Origin of the sequence: Salmonella sp. 32100201201700099SM, assembly GCF_017572645.1 — a bacterium.
GTDB lineage: Bacteria > Pseudomonadota > Gammaproteobacteria > Enterobacterales > Enterobacteriaceae > Salmonella > Salmonella enterica.
Map to the genome: position 1 here is coordinate 83,756 of NZ_JAGERQ010000008.1, position 17,304 is coordinate 101,059.

Sequence of the window (17,304 nt, forward strand, 5' to 3'; positions counted from 1 at the left end):
ATGCCTAATTTCTTTATCGATCGCCCTATATTTGCGTGGGTGATCGCCATCATCATCATGTTGGCAGGGGGGCTCGCGATCTTCAAATTGCCGGTAGCGCAATATCCGACGATTGCGCCACCAGCAGTGACGATCTCCGCAACCTACCCTGGCGCTGATGCGAAAACGGTACAGGATACCGTCACGCAGGTTATCGAACAGAATATGAACGGTATCGATAACCTGATGTATATGTCCTCCAACAGTGACTCCACGGGGACCGTGCAGATCACGCTGACCTTTGAATCCGGCACCGATGCGGACATCGCGCAGGTTCAGGTTCAGAACAAGTTGCAACTGGCAATGCCGTTACTTCCCCAGGAAGTACAGCAACAGGGCGTGAGCGTTGAGAAGTCCTCAAGTAGCTTCCTGATGGTAGTGGGCGTCATTAACACCGACGGCACCATGACCCAGGAGGATATTTCGGATTACGTTGCCGCCAATATGAAAGATCCGATCAGCCGTACCTCTGGGGTGGGCGACGTCCAGCTGTTTGGTTCGCAGTATGCGATGCGTATCTGGATGAATCCGACAGAGCTGACCAAATACCAACTGACGCCGGTCGACGTGATTAACGCGATCAAAGCGCAGAACGCCCAGGTCGCGGCAGGTCAGCTCGGTGGTACGCCGCCGGTAAAAGGCCAGCAGCTTAACGCATCGATTATTGCCCAAACGCGTCTGACCTCAACGGATGAGTTTGGCAAAATCCTGCTGAAGGTGAATCAGGATGGCTCTCAGGTTCGTCTGCGGGATGTAGCGAAAATTGAGCTTGGCGGCGAGAACTACGACGTCATCGCGAAATTTAACGGTCAGCCAGCGTCAGGTCTTGGCATCAAACTGGCTACCGGCGCCAACGCGCTGGATACCGCTACCGCTATTCGCGCCGAACTGAAAAAAATGGAACCGTTCTTCCCGCCAGGGATGAAAATCGTCTACCCGTATGACACCACGCCGTTCGTGAAGATCTCTATTCATGAAGTGGTAAAAACGCTGGTCGAAGCGATTATCCTCGTGTTCCTGGTGATGTACCTGTTCCTGCAGAACTTCCGCGCGACGTTGATTCCGACTATTGCGGTTCCGGTGGTGTTGTTGGGAACCTTTGCCGTGCTTGCGGCATTCGGTTTCTCGATAAACACGCTGACGATGTTCGGGATGGTGCTCGCCATCGGCTTGCTGGTGGATGACGCCATCGTGGTGGTCGAGAACGTCGAACGTGTTATGACGGAAGAAGGCCTTCCGCCGAAGGAAGCGACGCGCAAATCCATGGGCCAGATTCAGGGCGCATTGGTGGGTATCGCGATGGTACTGTCGGCGGTATTTATTCCGATGGCCTTCTTTGGCGGCTCAACCGGGGCAATTTATCGTCAGTTCTCTATCACCATCGTATCGGCGATGGCGCTGTCGGTGCTGGTAGCGCTGATCCTGACGCCTGCGCTGTGCGCGACGATGCTCAAACCCGTCGCCAAAGGCGATCATGGCGAAGGGAAAAAAGGCTTTTTCGGCTGGTTTAACCGCCTGTTTGATAAGAGCACGCATCACTACACCGATAGCGTAGGCAATATTCTGCGCAGCACCGGGCGTTATCTGCTGCTCTATCTCATTATCGTCGTCGGTATGGCTTATCTGTTCGTTCGTCTGCCAAGCTCTTTCTTGCCGGATGAAGACCAGGGCGTATTCCTGACAATGGTCCAGCTCCCCGCCGGCGCGACGCAAGAGCGCACGCAAAAAGTGCTGGATGAGGTCACGGATTACTATCTGAACAAAGAGAAAGCCAACGTTGAATCGGTATTCGCCGTCAACGGCTTCGGTTTTGCAGGGCGCGGTCAGAATACCGGTATTGCATTCGTGTCGTTGAAAGACTGGGCCGATCGTCCAGGCGAAAAAAACAAGGTTGAAGCGATTACCCAGCGGGCAACCGCAGCGTTTTCACAAATTAAAGATGCGATGGTCTTCGCCTTTAACCTGCCGGCGATTGTTGAACTGGGCACCGCAACCGGGTTTGACTTCGAGTTGATTGACCAGGCGGGACTTGGTCATGAAAAACTCACCCAGGCACGTAATCAGTTGTTCGGCGAAGTGGCGAAATATCCTGATCTGCTGGTCGGCGTTCGACCTAACGGTCTGGAAGATACGCCGCAGTTTAAAATCGATATCGACCAGGAAAAAGCTCAGGCGCTGGGCGTGTCTATTAGCGACATTAATACCACGCTGGGCGCAGCATGGGGCGGCAGCTATGTAAACGACTTTATCGATCGCGGTCGTGTGAAGAAAGTTTACGTGATGTCCGAAGCGAAATACCGCATGTTGCCGGATGATATTAACGACTGGTACGTTCGTGGTAGCGATGGTCAGATGGTGCCGTTCTCCGCATTCTCCTCTTCCCGCTGGGAATATGGTTCGCCACGTCTGGAACGCTATAACGGTCTGCCTTCGATGGAAATTCTGGGTCAGGCGGCGCCAGGCAAGAGTACTGGTGAAGCGATGGCGATGATGGAGGAACTGGCCAGCAAGCTGCCGTCAGGCATTGGGTATGACTGGACCGGGATGTCCTACCAGGAACGGTTGTCCGGCAACCAGGCCCCTGCCCTGTATGCTATCTCGCTGATCGTCGTCTTCCTGTGTCTGGCGGCATTGTATGAGAGCTGGTCTATCCCGTTCTCCGTAATGCTGGTTGTTCCGCTTGGGGTTATCGGCGCGCTGCTGGCTGCGACCTTCCGCGGACTGACTAACGACGTTTACTTCCAGGTGGGCCTGCTCACAACCATTGGGTTGTCGGCGAAGAACGCGATACTTATCGTCGAATTCGCCAAAGACTTAATGGATAAAGAAGGGAAAGGTCTGGTAGAAGCGACGCTGGAGGCCGTCCGGATGCGTTTGCGCCCGATTCTGATGACCTCGTTAGCGTTCATGCTGGGGGTTATGCCGCTGGTTATCAGTTCCGGCGCGGGTTCCGGCGCGCAGAATGCGGTAGGTACTGGCGTACTGGGCGGGATGGTAACGGCAACCGTACTGGCTATTTTCTTCGTACCGGTCTTCTTCGTGGTGGTACGCCGCCGCTTTAGCCGTAAAAGCGAAGATATTGAGCATAGTCATTCGACAGAACATCGCTGATTTGCTCACTGTTGATAAGGCCGCGCAAGCGGCCTTTTTTACACAAAAATCATAAAATACGCTTATTGTTAGGTTGATTATTTTTTGCCATATTAATAAAAGGTATAATCCTTACTGCGTTAAAGGCTTTTCTTAGGAAAGTTGGCCATTTCTTAATTCAGCCATTAATTAAGAAATATTAAGAATATTCCTGGCTATTTTCTCCTGTCAGAGTCTATTGTTTTAGCCTGAAAAGCTAAAAAACGTTAACCCAATGATTATACGAGCAATAAAACTGGTTCCTTTTTAGGCGACCGACGTTCACTGTTAAAATTCGAAAAAGTATGGCGACACACGGCTTTCACGCAATTGTAATTTTTAGTAATATGACGATGAAAAGTTTTTTAGAGTAGATTATAGTTAAATCATAAGGTGACGTGGGAAGTACCAGGTTAGTTAGTTGTATCCATCCCGAAGGTGTTCGGTTAGTTTAAGCCACTAAAAAGGGGATGCATTATGGACGAATACTCACCCAAAAGACATGATATAGCACAGCTTAAATTTCTTTGCGAAACCCTGTATCATGACTGTCTTGCAAACCTTGAAGAAAGCAACCATGGCTGGGTTAATGACCCGACCTCAGCAGTCAACCTGCAGCTCAATGAGCTGATAGAGCATATTGCAACTTTCGCGCTTAATTATAAAATTAAGTACAATGAAGACAATAAATTGATTGCGCAGATAGATGAATACCTGGACGACACCTTTATGTTGTTCAGCAGCTATGGTATTAATACGCAGGATTTGCAAAAATGGCGTAAATCGGGCAACCGCCTGTTCCGTTGTTTCGTCAACGCCACCAGGGCTAATCCTGTTAGTTTGTCTTGTTAAAAATTATTACAATCATAGGTAGAATTTATGTCTGATAAACCATTAACTAAAACTGATTATTTGATGCGTTTACGGCGCTGTCAGACAATTGACACTCTGGAGCGCGTCATTGAGAAAAATAAATATGAATTATCCGACAATGAGCTGGCTGTATTTTACTCAGCTGCGGATCACCGTCTTGCAGAATTGACGATGAACAAACTCTACGACAAGATCCCCTCTTCAGTATGGAAATTCATTCGTTAATCACGCAACATTACTTTTTAGAGAACACACAGGTGTTATCTGCCTCCTCGTTCAGGCTAATAACACAACGGGCTATTATAGAGCAGTGATATAGATCACATACCAATAGCAGGGAACGTTCCCTCTAATACTTTATTATTGCTTCTATTGCGATAATATCCACCAAGGGGAGCGCGCGATGAGTGACGAAAAACAAAAAATGATCGCTGGGGCACTGTATTGCCCGACCGATGAAACTTTATGCCAGGATCGACTGCGGGCGCGTCAACTCATCCATCAATACAATTATACTACGCCTGATGAAATAAATAAGCGTCAGGCGATTTTACGCGACCTGTTGGGTCGATGCGAAGACGCCTATATTGAACCTTCCTTCCGTTGCGACTACGGCTATAATATTTTTCTTGGTCACTCCTTTTACGCTAACTTCGACTGCGTCATGCTTGATGTTTGCCCAATTCATATTGGCGATAATTGTATGCTCGCGCCAGGGGTACATATCTATACCGCCACGCACCCGCTGGACGCCGTCGAACGCAACAGCGGCAGAGAATTAGGTAAACCCGTCACTATCGGAAATAACGTCTGGATAGGCGGACGAGCCGTCGTTAATCCTGGCGTAACCATCGGCGATAACGTCGTCGTCGCTTCAGGCGCTGTGGTGACAAAAAACGTACCGCCAGACGTCGTGGTAGGCGGAAATCCGGCGCGAATCATTAAAAAATTGTAGTCAAAATGATAACTGTTATGCTAATTCGTGGTTAATCTGTTACTTTTTTCACGTTACACCTCCCTTTAAAATGGGCTCTTATTACCCTATGTCGCAGAAATCATGAAGGCAAAAGATGACAGAGATACAGCGCCTGCTTAGCGAAACTATTGATGACTTAAACATCCGTGAAAAACGCGATAACAGGCCGCGTTTTAGTATCAGTTTTATCCGCAAGCATCCTGGGTTATTTATCGCGATGTATGCAGCCTGGTTTGCGACGCTGGCGGTCATGCTGCAATCAGAAACGCTGGTGGGGTCAGTGTGGCTGTTAGTGGTGTTATTTATCGCATTTAATGGCTTCTTCTTTTTCGACATCGCCCCGCGTTATCACTATAACGACATCGATGTGCTGGACCTCCGGGTCTGTTACAACGGCGAATGGTACAACACCCGCTTTGTTCCCCCCACGCTCATTGAGACGATTCTTCAGTCTCCACAGGTGGATAATGAACATAAAGTCCAGCTGCAAAAAATGGTTGCCCGTAAGGGCGAACTTTCCTTCTACGATATTTTTACGCTGGCCCGCGCAGAAGCCAGCCGGTAATAAAAAAGTGCGCACCCTCCCTGGTACGCACTGCTTTCCCTGAACCGTTGGTTTTTTAACGTCTTTTTTTACGCCCCTGAACCGCCTTAAAACGCGGATTTGTTTTACAAATCACGTATAAGCGTCCTTTGCGTTTGACTATCTGGCAATCCGGATGCCGTTGTTTTGCATTGCGAAGTGAGTTTAACACCTGCATTTCATTTACCCCCGTTTAGCGCCGATAAAATGACCAAAACGTTTCTGGAAGCGTGCGGCGCTACTTTCGCTATCAAACGTTTTCTGTCTACCGGTATAAAAAGGATGCGATTTTGATGACACATCAATAGTGACATACGGATATGTCACGCCGCCCAGTTCGATTTCACGTTCAGTTTTGATAGTTGATCCCACTTTCACATATTCATTTGCGCTGGTGTCGTGAAATACGACGGTGCGGTATACAGGATGAATATCAGGTTTCATTGCGCCCTCTCAATTATGTTATAACATAACAACAAAATACGCTATCAACGATCCTTTTTCAACCGGTAAACATTCACGATCTCTTCCTGGCAGCAAAAGCAACGTGGCGTAACGCGTTAGCCTGGCGCCTGAATCTGTAAAATCGATAAAATAGCTTTATCATTCGAGGGCGCGATTTACGATCGGATATACTTTCTCTACGCTGTGTTTATAAGGACATCACTGTGACAACACGACATCTGGTCAGCCTGGTAACGGGAGTGCTTATCCTGTCTGTCCTTTTCCCGATAGGATTGAGTCTGTGGCTGGCGCACCGTCAAGTTGAAAAGAGGTTTAATGAAGAGCTGGATATCTTCTCGTCCCGGGTGGCGCTACGTACAGAAAGGGTCAGTGACCAGGCAAAAGCCGCGTTAACGCATATTGCCTCCTTTAAAGGCGAGCCCTGCAGCAGCGCCCATTTACTCGCCATGCGCCGCGTGTCTTATAGCTTTCGGTATGTCCAGGAAGTTCTGTATCTTAAAAATTCGATTCCCGTTTGCTCTTCGCTTGAAAAAGAGAGCCATATTCCCGCGTTCCCTCCGCCTATGAAAATCACTCGCGACGGTTATCGCGCCTGGTTTACGGCGCAAAACGATCTGGGTATAAAACGCTATATGGCGGCACTCGGGAGCGACAGCTATATCGTGATGATCGACCCGGCGTCCTTTATCGATGTGATTCCGTTTGGCGCATGGCCGATTGACGTCGCTATTATTGGCCGGGAACGCAATACTGTGGTTGCCAGCAGCGGTAACCTTGACTCCGCTATTCTTCCGCTCATTCACCATGAGACGCCCCTGCGGCTGGAAAACCGAGGCATTCAGTATGCTATCCACCCCTTTCCGGAAATGGGCATTACTATCGTAAGCTGGGCACCGACCGCTCCGCTGGAAAGGAGCTGGTATCGACAGGCGTTTATCTGGCTACTGGCGGGCATCGTAACGGGTCTGCTGGCCGCGGCCTTTATTCTGCGTATTTTGCGTCGACTACAGTCGCCCCGCCACCGTCTCCAGGATGCGATAGACAATCGCGAAATTAACGTACACTATCAGCCTATTGTCTCCCTGAGCAGCGGAAAAATTGTCGGTGCCGAAGCCTTAGCTCGCTGGCAACAGGCGGACGGCACCTTCCTTTCGCCGGAAATTTTTATCGCGCTGGCTGAACAAACCGGGCTCACGGAGCCGCTAACCCGGCTAATCATCGAAACCGTTTTTGAAGACATGGGGAGTTGGTTAAAGTCCCATCCCGAACAACATATTTCAATCAATCTTGAGGCATCCGATCTGGCGTCGGAAACGTTGCCGACGCTGTTAAGCACGCTGCTGAACCGTAGCCAAATTTCTCCGTCGCAAATCGCGCTTGAATTAACGGAACGCGAGTTCGCCGATCCGAAAACCAGCGCGCCCATTGTCGCCAGATACCGTAACGCGGGACATGCAATTTATATTGATGACTTTGGCACCGGCTATTCCAGCCTCAGCTACTTACAAAATCTGGATGTGGATGTCCTTAAAATTGATAAATCTTTTGTCGATGCGCTGGAATATAAAAACGTCACGCCGCATATTATTGAAATGGCGAAAACGCTCAAACTTAAGATGGTCGCAGAAGGCATCGAAACGACCAGGCAAGAACAGTGGCTACGCCAGCATGGCGTACATTATGGTCAGGGCTGGTTATACAGTAAGCCCCTACCCGCTACGGCATTTATTCTTTGGGCGGAACAGCGGCTATAACGTCGCACAGCAGAAAAGAACAGTGTGGAAAGGCAGAATTGGGTGGGGGCCCTGCCAGCTACATCCCGGCACACGCGTCATCTGCCTTGGCTGCTTCCTTCCGGACCTGACCTGGTAAACAGAGTAGCGTTGCGGGAGAACCAACAGAGCCCCCATTGAGAGCGTTGTGAACCAACGCGCAGGCGCATTATCACTGCTATATCGTGCAATTGCAACCCATCAGGCATCGGATGCTGGTTTCTTGCGCATCCGGGCTTTCCTCCCCCCTTATTCCAGATTATCCTGAAGCATTAACGCAGGATTCTATTATGGATATTCAGGACACATTTCCTCAACGCGTCTGGCAAATCGTCGCCTCGATCCCGGAAGGATTTGTCACGACCTACGGTGATGTCGCCCGGCTTGCCGGTTCGCCTCGGGCGGCGCGTCAGGTCGGCGGAGTTTTAAAACGTCTGCCGGAAGGCAGCACTTTACCATGGCATCGGGTGGTGAACCGCCACGGCGCAATATCACTTACCGGGCCGGATCTACAGCGGCAACGTCAGGCATTACTGGCGGAAGGCGTAGTGGTGTCGGGAAGCGGACAAATCGATTTACAACGCTATCGCTGGGTGTATTAACCCTCTCCGTAACGGAGAGGGTTGGCGCAGGATTAATACTGGGTAGGCGCAGGAACGGCAGAAGACGGATTGACCTGGGTCGGCGAAGTCGATGGAACCGTCGTCGTCGCACCACCGCCGGCCTGCACAGACACCGCCGTTTGCTGTACCGGTACCAGCGTCAGATCCGCTTTAGTGCCGCCATTATTAATCACCGGTTTCACGCTATCGGTAATAAATACCAGCTTATTATCAACGGTGATGGCCGCGCTCAGGAGAATGCGCGCGTTAGGTTGAATATCTGATGGGTTAAACGGCAACACAAAACTGAAAGGCGCCTGTTTACCTTCGGTACGTACCGCTTTTTGCGACAGCACCTTAGACGGCGCATCAGCCAGCGAAGCATCTGAAAGCGTCACGGTCAGCACCGCATCTGGCGGCAGAGCGACCTTCTGGCGGATCCAGACGGTACCGGAAACATTGGGTTGCTGAATAGTAGACTGGTTAGCTGTAATCGACATGTTAGGGTTTGGCGCAGGCGTCTGGATATCAGCGCTTTTATCAGCGCAGGCCGCCAGAGATATCGCAACCGCTAAACCACTTACGATGTGCACGAGTTTCATTCAATTCTCCTTATCATCAATGCACCAGCAGGCCTTTCCCCCCGCCGGAAGAGTGGTTAACAGAAACATAACGTGATTAAGTGTGGCACATGTCACTCATTTTTGCCTGGAATTGGTCTGTTATTCAGACTTTTGTACCCATCGGACCACTTGCAAAATTGCGTTATACTCTGCCCTACCTCGCTTCGGCATCGTTGTCACCTGGAGAGTATGTATGAGTCAGACACTGAATAATTTGCTGACATTATTGAATCTGGAAAAAATTGAAGAAGGACTCTTTCGGGGCCAAAGTGAAGACTTAGGGCTGCGCCAGGTATTTGGCGGTCAGGTGGTGGGCCAGGCGCTCTATGCCGCCAAAGAAACGGTGCCGGAAGCGCGACTGGTGCATTCATTCCACAGTTATTTTCTGCGGCCGGGCGACAGCCAAAAACCCATTATCTATGACGTAGAAGTGCTGCGCGATGGGAATAGCTTCAGCGCCCGCCGCGTTGCCGCTATTCAGAACGGGAAACCCATCTTTTACATGACCGCCTCATTCCAGGCGCCGGAACCGGGTTTTGAACATCAAAAAACCATGCCGACGGCAGTCGGGCCGGAAGGACTACCGTCAGAAACGGAAATCGCGCAATCGCTGGCGCATTTACTGCCGCCAATTCTGAAAGAAAAGTTTCTCTGCGATCGCCCGCTGGAAATTCGTCCCGTCGAATTTCACAATCCGTTGAAAGGTCACGTCGCCGCGCCTGTGCGTCAGGTATGGATTCGCGCCAACGGCACCGTTCCGGATGACATTCGCGTCCATCAATATTTACTGGGATACGCCTCGGATTTGAATTTCCTTCCCGTCGCGCTTCAGCCTCACGGCATCGGTTTTCTGGAAAAGGGCATTCAGATCGCCACTATCGATCACTCTATGTGGTTCCATCGTCCATTCAATTTTAATGAATGGCTACTTTATAGCGTAGAGAGCACTTCCGCCTCCAGCGCCCGGGGCTTTGTTCGCGGCGAGTTTTATACTCAGGATGGCGCGCTGGTCGCTTCAACCGTGCAGGAAGGGGTAATGCGTAATCACAATTAAAAAACATGCCGCTATGCGGCGTTAATGGCCTGATGACGCTGCGCTTATCCGGCCTACGGTAGACTGGGTAAGCGCAGCGCCATCAGGCATGGTGCGCAATCATGCGTTATACGCATTCTCGCCGTGACTGTTCACATCCAGCCCCTCGCGCTCCTGCTCTTCCGGTACACGCAGTCCAACAAGGATATCCGCCAGTTTGTAACCAACAAACGCGACAACGCCGGACCAGACGACCGTAATAGCAATACTTTCCAGCTGTACCATCACCTGATGTCCCATCGTAACGCCGTCGACAAAGCCAACGCCGCCCAGCGAACTGGCGGCAAAAACGCCGGTCAGGATACAGCCGACTATTCCGCAAACACCGTGAACGCCAAATACGTCGCACGGATCATCTACCCGTAACAGACGTTTAAGCATGGTGACTCCCCACAATCCCGCCAGCCCCGCAATAACGCCGATAACCAACGCGCCGCCAACGCCAACATAGCCACAGGCTGGCGTCACGCCGACCAGACCGGCAATCGCGCCGGAACACGCTCCCAGCAGGGAAGGCTTACCGCGTAGCGTCCACTCGCCGATAATCCACCCCAGAATCGCGGCGGCGGTCGCCACCACGGTGTTCACAAAGGCCAGCGCTGCTATCTCGTTTGCGCTACCAGCAGAACCCGCGTTAAATCCAAACCAGCCGATATACAGAATCGCAGTACCGGTAAAGACCATCGGCAGGTTATGGGGTTTAAATGCTTCTTTCCCAAAGCCGACGCGTTTGCCAATTAAATAAGCCCCCACCAACCCGGCGATAGCGGCGTTAATATGCACCACCGTACCACCGGCAAAATCCAGCGCGCCGTGAGCAGCCAGCAGGCCGCCGCCCCACACCATGTGCGCAATCGGAACATAAGAGAGCATGAACCACACCACGACAAAAATCAGTACCGCCGAAAAACGAATACGCTCCGCCAGCGCGCCGACAATCAGCCCGACGGTAATACAGGCGAAAGATCCCTGAAACGCGACATGAATATACTGATAAATCGTCCCCGTTACCGCCGTCAACGCGATATTCTTCAACATCGCCCCATCGGCATTACCGAAGAAATGATTCCCTTCGCCAAAAGCCAGCGAATAGCCGTACACCACCCATAAAATACAGACCAGCGCAAAGGTGACGGTCACTTGCGTTAACATTGACAGCACGTTCTTGGCGCGAATTAATCCGCCGTAAAACAGCGCGATACCCGGTATCGTCATGAACAGCACCAGCGCGGTGCAAATCATCATAAAAGCACTATCCGCTTTATCGGCAACCGCTGGCGCGGCTATCGTTAGCCCAGGCAGCAGCGCCAGTGAAGCCAGTGTGGTTTTTATCATCGCTATCTTCATTTTTTCATTTCCTGTTGCTGTGTGGCGGGTCTTACAGCGCTGCTTCGTCAGCTTCGCCGGTACGAATCCGAATAACGCGCATGAGCTCCGCGACGAAAATTTTGCCGTCGCCAATTTTTCCGGTGTAAGCCGCTTTACTGATGATATCGATCACCTCTTCCAGTTGGTCGTCGGCGATAGCCACATCAATTTTGACCTTCGGCAGGAAATTCACGCTGTACTCCGCGCCGCGATACAGTTCGGCGTGTCCTTTCTGACGGCCAAACCCTTTCACTTCGGTGACGGTCAGTCCCTGAATGCCAATGGAAGAAAGCGCCTCCCGCACGTCCTCCAGCTTGAACGGTTTGATAATCACGGTAACCAGCTTCATAGAACCCTCCAGTCAGAATTAGGTAACGGCTGCCGCCGCGCATGGACTCTTCAGGATGGATATTGCAAAGGATGTGCCAGAAGCTGGCGAGCGAGGAAAAGCGCGGTTAGCGGCGCGTCTTTATATTGACGCGCCCCAAAATCGAAGCAGGGAAAGAAAAACGCACCACGACGGTGCATAATGGGCGAGGTTTTGCCCTGTGGCGCCAAACCTTACGCCGTAGGGCCGGATTCTTCGTGTACGCTGGCGGCTAACTCCTCGCCAACTAACTGTAATTGATACATTTGCCAGTAGCGCCCTTGCGCCGCCAGCAATTGTTGATGCGTCCCGCGCTCCACCGCCTGGCCGCGATGGAGAACCAGAATGGTATCCGCCTCCACGATTGTCGATAGCCGATGGGCAATAACCACCAACGTGGTGCGCTCGCGAATCGCCGCCAGCGCCTGCTGTATCGCCTGCTCAGTGCCGGAATCGATGCTGGCCGTCGCTTCATCAAGAATTAATATTTGCGGGGCGTCAACCAGCACGCGCGCCAGCGCCAATAGCTGTTTTTGCCCGACGGACAGCGTATTTCCCTGCTCGCCGAGATGCGTATGCAGCCCGTCGCTCAGGCCGCGCGCCAGATCTGCCAGTTGTACCGTTTCCAGCGCCTGCCACACCTGCGCCTCGGAGACATCGCGCCCCAGCGTCACATTAGCCAGAAAGGTATCCGCCATCACTACCGGGTCCTGTTGAACCATCGCCACGCCCTGGCGTAAAACGCGATGATTAAGAGAGGAGATCTCTCGCCCATCCAGCCGAATTTCGCCTTGTGTCAGGGGGTAATACCCCATTAATAAGCTGGCGAGCGTGCTCTTCCCGCTGCCGGTGTGCCCCACCAGCGCCACAAAGTTACGGGACGGTACTGAGAGCGTAATGTCCTGTAAAACAAGATTATCGTCGCGGTAAGCAAACGACAGATGATCAATATCAATCGCCCCGCTTTGTAACGGCCTATCGTCGCTGCCATAGCGCTGGCGCGGGCGATCCATCAGTTCAAAAACACGTTCTCCCGCCACAACCGCCTGCTGTAGCATGGATTGCTGGGTGGTCAGTTCAATGAGCGGCTCGTTCAGACGTGACAAATAGCTAATGAACGCATACAGCACTCCGACCTCAATCGTGCCGGCAGACGTAAAGCTGAAAAGCATCAACAGACCGCACAAAATGAGCGCAGAAAAGAGGCTAAGCAGCGGACGCAATAAAAAGCCGTCCAAGCGCAGCGTCTGCATCCGCGCCATGTAGTGCGAGCGGCTGGCCTCGCCCATGCGTTCGCCGAAGCGCGCCTGCTGGCGAAACTGCTGGATTACGCTCATCCCATTGATGATTTCGTTAAAGCCGTCGTTAATATCCGCCAGGTATGCCCGCACGCGGCGTACAATCGGCGTGCTGTAGCGCTGATAAATGATCATCACGGTCAATACCGCCGGAAAAATCAAAATCGCCACCAGCGCCATCCGCCAGTCAAGGCTGAACATAGCGACCAGCATGGCGCCGATCAACGCCGCGCTACGTAATACCGTTGCGACGACCGTGACGTATAGATCGCGGATGACTTCCGTATCGTTGGTCACGCGTGAAATTAATTGTCCGACAGGCTGCGTGTCGAAGGCGCTTAGCGGCTGGCGCAAGGCGGCATCCATGACGTCCGTGCGCAAGGACTGAACCACGCCAACGGCCGCCCGGTTAAATAATAAAGACTGGGCGTAATGCAGACCCGCCGCCAGAAACTGTAGCCCCACATAGGCGGCCGCCAGCCCCACGACCTTGCCCAACGGTAAATGGTGGCGGGCCACCATGTTATCAATGAAATAGCTGATCAGCAGCGGACCGCTAACCTCCGCCGCTGCCGCAATCCACAGCATCATCACCGCGACAGAGAGCGGTTTTCGCCATGGCGAGCCATACGCCAGCAACCGTTTCAGCGTCGGCCATAGCTGTCCAAAACTACGCATTCGCCGCCTCCTCGCCGCGTTCCGGCGCGTCATCCAGAGCGGCCTCCAGTTGCTGATAGCGATACATATCGCGATACCAGCCAATCTGCTGCGCCAGTTGATCGTGATCGCCGCGCTGAACAACGTGACCATGTTGCATAACGATAATTTCATTGGCGTCGGTCAGCGCGGATAAACGATGCGCGCTGATGATGACCGTACGCCCTTCGCCCCACTGGCGCAAATTATGCAAAATCTGATGCTCCGTGCGGCCATCTACTGCAGAAAGCGCATCATCAAGAAGCAGAATTTCCGCATTTAACAGTAGCGCTCTGGCAATCGAGATACGCTGTTTTTGCCCTCCCGATAACATGACGCCACGTTCACCTACCTGCGTGTCGTAGCCCTGAGGCAAGCGGAGAATATCCTCATGTACGCTGGCTAAACGCGCCACCTGTTCAATCTCCTCCTGAGTCGCCTCCGGGCGTCCGAGCGCAATATTATTGGCAATAGAGTCCGAGAACAAAAACGGCGTCTGGCTGACGACCGCCAGTCGGCTACGCCAGCTATCCAGTTGCAGATGCGTCAACGGCATGTCATGGAATCGGATCTCTCCCTGCGTCACATCAAAATGGCGCTGGATAAGCGACAATATTGTGCTTTTCCCCGCGCCGGTCGGACCGCATATCCCCAGCATCTGACCCGGTTTAAGACGAAAGTTCACATTCTCCAGCGCCGGATGCGTCGTTTGCGGATAGCAAAACTCACGAATGGCCGCCGTCAGTTCGCCGCGCCCCGCCGGGACCGGCTCTTCGCCATCCTTAACTACCGGCGCTTCCGCCAGCATGGCGCGGATGCGGCTGTATGCGGCGCTACCCCGCTCCACGATATTAAACATCCAGGCCAGCGCCAGCATCGGCCAAATCATCAACCCCAGATACATCATAAAGCTGGTGAGTTCGCCCAGCGTCAGGCTGCCGTTAACCACCATCCAGCTTCCGCCGCTAATCGCAAGCAGGTTCGCCATGCCAATGGCGATGTAAATGGTTGGATCAAAACGCGCGTCAATACGCGCCACGCGCATATTTTTCTTGCCGGTATCTTCGGCATCCGCCGCAAACAGCGAAGACTGGCGGTCCTCCAGACCAAACGCTTTGATCATACGGATGCTGGTCAGACTCTCCTGCGTGCGGTCGTTCAGGCTGGAGAAGGCGGCCTGCGCCAGTTTGAAATAGTCATGCAGCCGATCGCCGTAACGTTTGATCATCAGCGCCATCACAGGCATCGGCAACAGTGCTAATAGCGTTAGCTGCCAGCTAATTTGCGTCGACATGACAATCAGTACCGCACAGCCCATTACCAGCGAGTCAACCAGCGTCAGAACGCCCTCGCCCGCTGCAAATACGACGCGATCCACATCATTCGTCGCACGCGCGATAAGATCGCCCGTCCGATGGCGCTGATAAAATTCAGGATGCTGACGACTCAGCTGGCGATAATAATCTTCACGCAGTTCGACGGCTAATTGATAAGAAGCGCCAAATAGCAGCACGCGCCAGACATAGCGCAACAAATAGACCACTACGGCGATCAGGGCAATGGTGCCAATCCACATCGCTATTCGGCCTGGAGTAAACTGCTGTGCGGTTACGCCATCCACGACAATCCCCACCACTTTGGGCGGGATCAGCTGAAGCATCGCAATAAGCATAAGCAGAGCCACCGCGCCAAGATAGCGACGCCATTCCCGGCGAAAGTACCAGCTTAATTGAGCAAATAATCGCACGCGTTATTTCCTGATATGATTTCCGGCAATACCGGGAGAATTATTCAATGGGCAGAGAGGTGGTGTACTTAATCTGTTCCATCGCAAAACTGGAGGTGACGTCTGACAGTCCTGGGACGCTATTGACCAGACGTTTATAGAAGTCGTCATACCGCTTCATGTCGGCCACCTGAACTCGCATCAGATAGTCGTATTCCCCCGCCATCCGCCAGAAGCCAAGCACTTCCGGCATCTCAGAGACGACGGTCACGAACCGACAGTACCATTCACTGCTGTGGTGCTGCGTTTTTATCAACACGAAAGCGGTTAATCCCAGCCCCAGTTTTTCCGGGTCCAGCAGCGCGACCCTGCCAAGCAGGATACCGTCATCTTCCAGGCGTTTAAGCCGCTTCCAGCAAGGCGTTGTCGTCAGATTAACGGCATCCGCCAGCGCCTGCAAAGAGAGGGTACAGTCCTGCTGCAATAAGCAAAGCAGTTTACGGTCAATTTTATCTAACATACCCACTCCATAGAGAATATTTTTCTCCTTACATTGTAATTTAAAGGTCAAATAGCAACAATTTTTTCCGTACTTTTCGCTACTCTTGGCACAAAATGATAAATGGATATTAATGATGAGTAGCAATTGGGTTAAAAATGCCATTAATGAAATTAATGCTGACCACCAGCGCTCGGCGGATACGCATCTTATTCGTTTGCCCCTGTCGGCATTTCCAGGTATCCAGCTTTACCTGAAAGACGAAAGCACGCATCCCACCGGTAGCCTCAAGCATCGTCTGGCGCGCTCGCTGTTCCTTTATGGGCTGTGCAATGGCTGGATTAAAGAAGGCACTCCGATTATTGAAGCGTCATCAGGCTCAACGGCGATTTCCGAAGCCTGGTTCGCGCGTTTACTGGGACTGCCGTTCATCGCCGTCATGCCCGCCTGTACCGCAAAACGTAAAATCGAGCAGATTCAATTTTACGGCGGCCACTGTCATTTTGTGGAGAGCGCCTGCGAAATTTATGCCGCCTCCGAGCGGCTGGCGCATGAACTGAACGGTCACTATATGGACCAGTTTACCTACGCAGAACGAGCTACTGACTGGCGGGGCAACAATAATATTGCCGACAGTATTTTCCGCCAGATGCGCAACGAACCCCATCCGGTACCGCGATTTATCGTCATGAGCGCCGGAACGGGCGGAACCTCTGCGACGATTGGGCGCTATATTCGCTGCCAGGGCTATGATACTCAGCTCATGGTGGTGGATCCGGAAAATTCCGTCTTTTTACCTTACTGGCAGGATCGCGACGCTTCATTACGCAGCCCGGTGGGCAGTAAAATTGAAGGAATTGGTCGTCCGCGAGTAGAGCCTTCTTTTATTCCGGATGTCGTGGATGAGATGCTGCGCGTACCGGACGCCGCCAGCGTTGCCACCGCACACTGGCTGGAAACGCAGCTGGGCCGTAAAGTCGGCGCCTCTACCGGCACGAATATGTGGGGAGCGCTGCAGGTTGCGGCCCGGATGCGCGAGGCTGGAGAAACCGGCGCTATCGTGACGTTATTGTGCGATAGCGGCGATCGCTATCTGGATACCTATTACCATCCGTCCTGGGTTAGCGACCATATCGGCGATTTGACGCCGTGGTCAGCGGCCATCGTAAAATTACTTACCGGCGACTAAAAACCA

At 52.4% G+C, this 17,304-nt stretch carries 17 protein-coding genes and 1 other RNA gene; 9 read left to right on the forward strand and 9 right to left on the reverse strand.

Features of this window, described 5'->3' with window-relative positions; genetic code table 11:
• The 5 genes from acrB to J4685_RS14415 all read left to right on the forward strand — a co-directional run bounded on the left by acrB (nucleotide 1) and on the right by J4685_RS14415 (nucleotide 5,582).
• Nucleotides 1-3,150, forward strand: a complete 3,150-nt coding sequence (gene acrB / locus J4685_RS14395) for an efflux RND transporter permease AcrB (protein ID WP_001132448.1) — start codon at nucleotides 1-3, stop codon at nucleotides 3,148-3,150.
• 495 nt (nucleotides 3,151-3,645) lie between these two features.
• The gene (gene tomB / locus J4685_RS14400; RefSeq protein WP_000344807.1) at nucleotides 3,646-4,020 is read left to right on the forward strand and encodes an Hha toxicity modulator TomB; all 375 of its coding nucleotides are present in this window, start codon (nucleotides 3,646-3,648) and stop codon (nucleotides 4,018-4,020) included.
• A gap of 27 nt (nucleotides 4,021-4,047) precedes the next feature.
• The gene (locus J4685_RS14405; protein WP_001280991.1) at nucleotides 4,048-4,266 is read left to right on the forward strand and encodes an HHA domain-containing protein; all 219 of its coding nucleotides are present in this window, start codon (nucleotides 4,048-4,050) and stop codon (nucleotides 4,264-4,266) included.
• 178 nt (nucleotides 4,267-4,444) lie between these two features.
• Entirely contained in the window at nucleotides 4,445-4,996 is a 552-nt protein-coding gene (maa, locus tag J4685_RS14410; RefSeq protein ID WP_001278793.1) for a maltose O-acetyltransferase, read from the forward strand.
• A 115-nt stretch (nucleotides 4,997-5,111) separates the two neighbouring features.
• Entirely contained in the window at nucleotides 5,112-5,582 is a 471-nt protein-coding gene (locus tag J4685_RS14415; RefSeq protein WP_000136181.1) for a YlaC family protein, read from the forward strand.
• A gap of 55 nt (nucleotides 5,583-5,637) precedes the next feature.
• Here J4685_RS14415 and ykgO read toward each other — a convergent pair whose 3' ends face one another.
• The gene (ykgO, locus tag J4685_RS14420) at nucleotides 5,638-5,778 is read right to left on the reverse strand and encodes a type B 50S ribosomal protein L36 (protein ID WP_001197749.1); all 141 of its coding nucleotides are present in this window, start codon (nucleotides 5,776-5,778) and stop codon (nucleotides 5,638-5,640) included.
• 5 nt (nucleotides 5,779-5,783) lie between these two features.
• A complete protein-coding gene (locus tag J4685_RS14425; protein WP_000801418.1) occupies nucleotides 5,784-6,044 on the reverse strand; it encodes a type B 50S ribosomal protein L31 in 261 nt (86 codons plus the stop codon).
• A gap of 224 nt (nucleotides 6,045-6,268) precedes the next feature.
• On the opposite strand from J4685_RS14425, the gene J4685_RS14430 reads away from it, so the two are divergent.
• Nucleotides 6,269-7,819 (forward strand): EAL domain-containing protein, encoded by a 1,551-nt coding sequence (locus J4685_RS14430; protein ID WP_000213147.1) that lies wholly within the window; start codon nucleotides 6,269-6,271, stop codon nucleotides 7,817-7,819.
• Between the two features lie 49 nt (nucleotides 7,820-7,868).
• Here the strand turns inward: J4685_RS14430 and ffs are convergent.
• Nucleotides 7,869-7,965, reverse strand: an RNA gene (ffs, locus tag J4685_RS14435) — signal recognition particle sRNA small type.
• Between the two features lie 84 nt (nucleotides 7,966-8,049).
• Here ffs and J4685_RS14440 point away from each other — a divergent pair.
• The gene (locus tag J4685_RS14440) at nucleotides 8,050-8,439 is read left to right on the forward strand and encodes an MGMT family protein (RefSeq protein WP_000961285.1); all 390 of its coding nucleotides are present in this window, start codon (nucleotides 8,050-8,052) and stop codon (nucleotides 8,437-8,439) included.
• A 32-nt stretch (nucleotides 8,440-8,471) separates the two neighbouring features.
• Here J4685_RS14440 and J4685_RS14445 read toward each other — a convergent pair whose 3' ends face one another.
• Entirely contained in the window at nucleotides 8,472-9,041 is a 570-nt protein-coding gene (locus J4685_RS14445) for a YbaY family lipoprotein (RefSeq protein ID WP_000779805.1), read from the reverse strand.
• Between the two features lie 214 nt (nucleotides 9,042-9,255).
• On the opposite strand from J4685_RS14445, the gene tesB reads away from it, so the two are divergent.
• Nucleotides 9,256-10,116, forward strand: coding sequence for an acyl-CoA thioesterase II (gene tesB, locus J4685_RS14450; RefSeq protein WP_000084176.1), 861 nt, complete (start codon nucleotides 9,256-9,258; stop codon nucleotides 10,114-10,116).
• A 99-nt stretch (nucleotides 10,117-10,215) separates the two neighbouring features.
• On the opposite strand, the gene amtB is transcribed toward tesB, so the two are convergent.
• The 5 genes from amtB to decR all read right to left on the reverse strand — a co-directional run bounded on the left by amtB (nucleotide 10,216) and on the right by decR (nucleotide 16,130).
• Nucleotides 10,216-11,502: an ammonium transporter AmtB gene (gene amtB, locus J4685_RS14455; protein ID WP_000684906.1), complete on the reverse strand. Its 1,287-nt coding sequence runs from the start codon at nucleotides 11,500-11,502 to the stop codon at nucleotides 10,216-10,218.
• A gap of 31 nt (nucleotides 11,503-11,533) precedes the next feature.
• Nucleotides 11,534-11,872 carry a P-II family nitrogen regulator gene (gene glnK, locus J4685_RS14460; protein ID WP_000780341.1) on the reverse strand — a complete coding sequence of 113 codons (339 nt, stop codon included), beginning with the start codon at nucleotides 11,870-11,872 and terminating at the stop codon, nucleotides 11,534-11,536.
• Between the two features lie 212 nt (nucleotides 11,873-12,084).
• Nucleotides 12,085-13,866, reverse strand: coding sequence for a SmdB family multidrug efflux ABC transporter permease/ATP-binding protein (locus J4685_RS14465; protein WP_001256089.1), 1,782 nt, complete (start codon nucleotides 13,864-13,866; stop codon nucleotides 12,085-12,087).
• Nucleotides 13,859-15,631 (reverse strand): SmdA family multidrug ABC transporter permease/ATP-binding protein, encoded by a 1,773-nt coding sequence (locus tag J4685_RS14470; protein ID WP_001235575.1) that lies wholly within the window; start codon nucleotides 15,629-15,631, stop codon nucleotides 13,859-13,861. The genes J4685_RS14465 and J4685_RS14470 overlap by 8 nt, the downstream gene beginning before the upstream one ends.
• 40 nt (nucleotides 15,632-15,671) lie before the next feature.
• The gene (decR, locus tag J4685_RS14475; RefSeq protein ID WP_000884593.1) at nucleotides 15,672-16,130 is read right to left on the reverse strand and encodes a DNA-binding transcriptional regulator DecR; all 459 of its coding nucleotides are present in this window, start codon (nucleotides 16,128-16,130) and stop codon (nucleotides 15,672-15,674) included.
• Nucleotides 16,131-16,242: 112 nt separating this feature from the next.
• Here decR and cdsH point away from each other — a divergent pair, with 112 nt between their 5' ends.
• Nucleotides 16,243-17,298 carry a cysteine desulfhydrase gene (gene cdsH, locus J4685_RS14480; protein ID WP_000987852.1) on the forward strand — a complete coding sequence of 352 codons (1,056 nt, stop codon included), beginning with the start codon at nucleotides 16,243-16,245 and terminating at the stop codon, nucleotides 17,296-17,298.
• Nucleotides 17,299-17,304 lie beyond the last annotated feature (6 nt).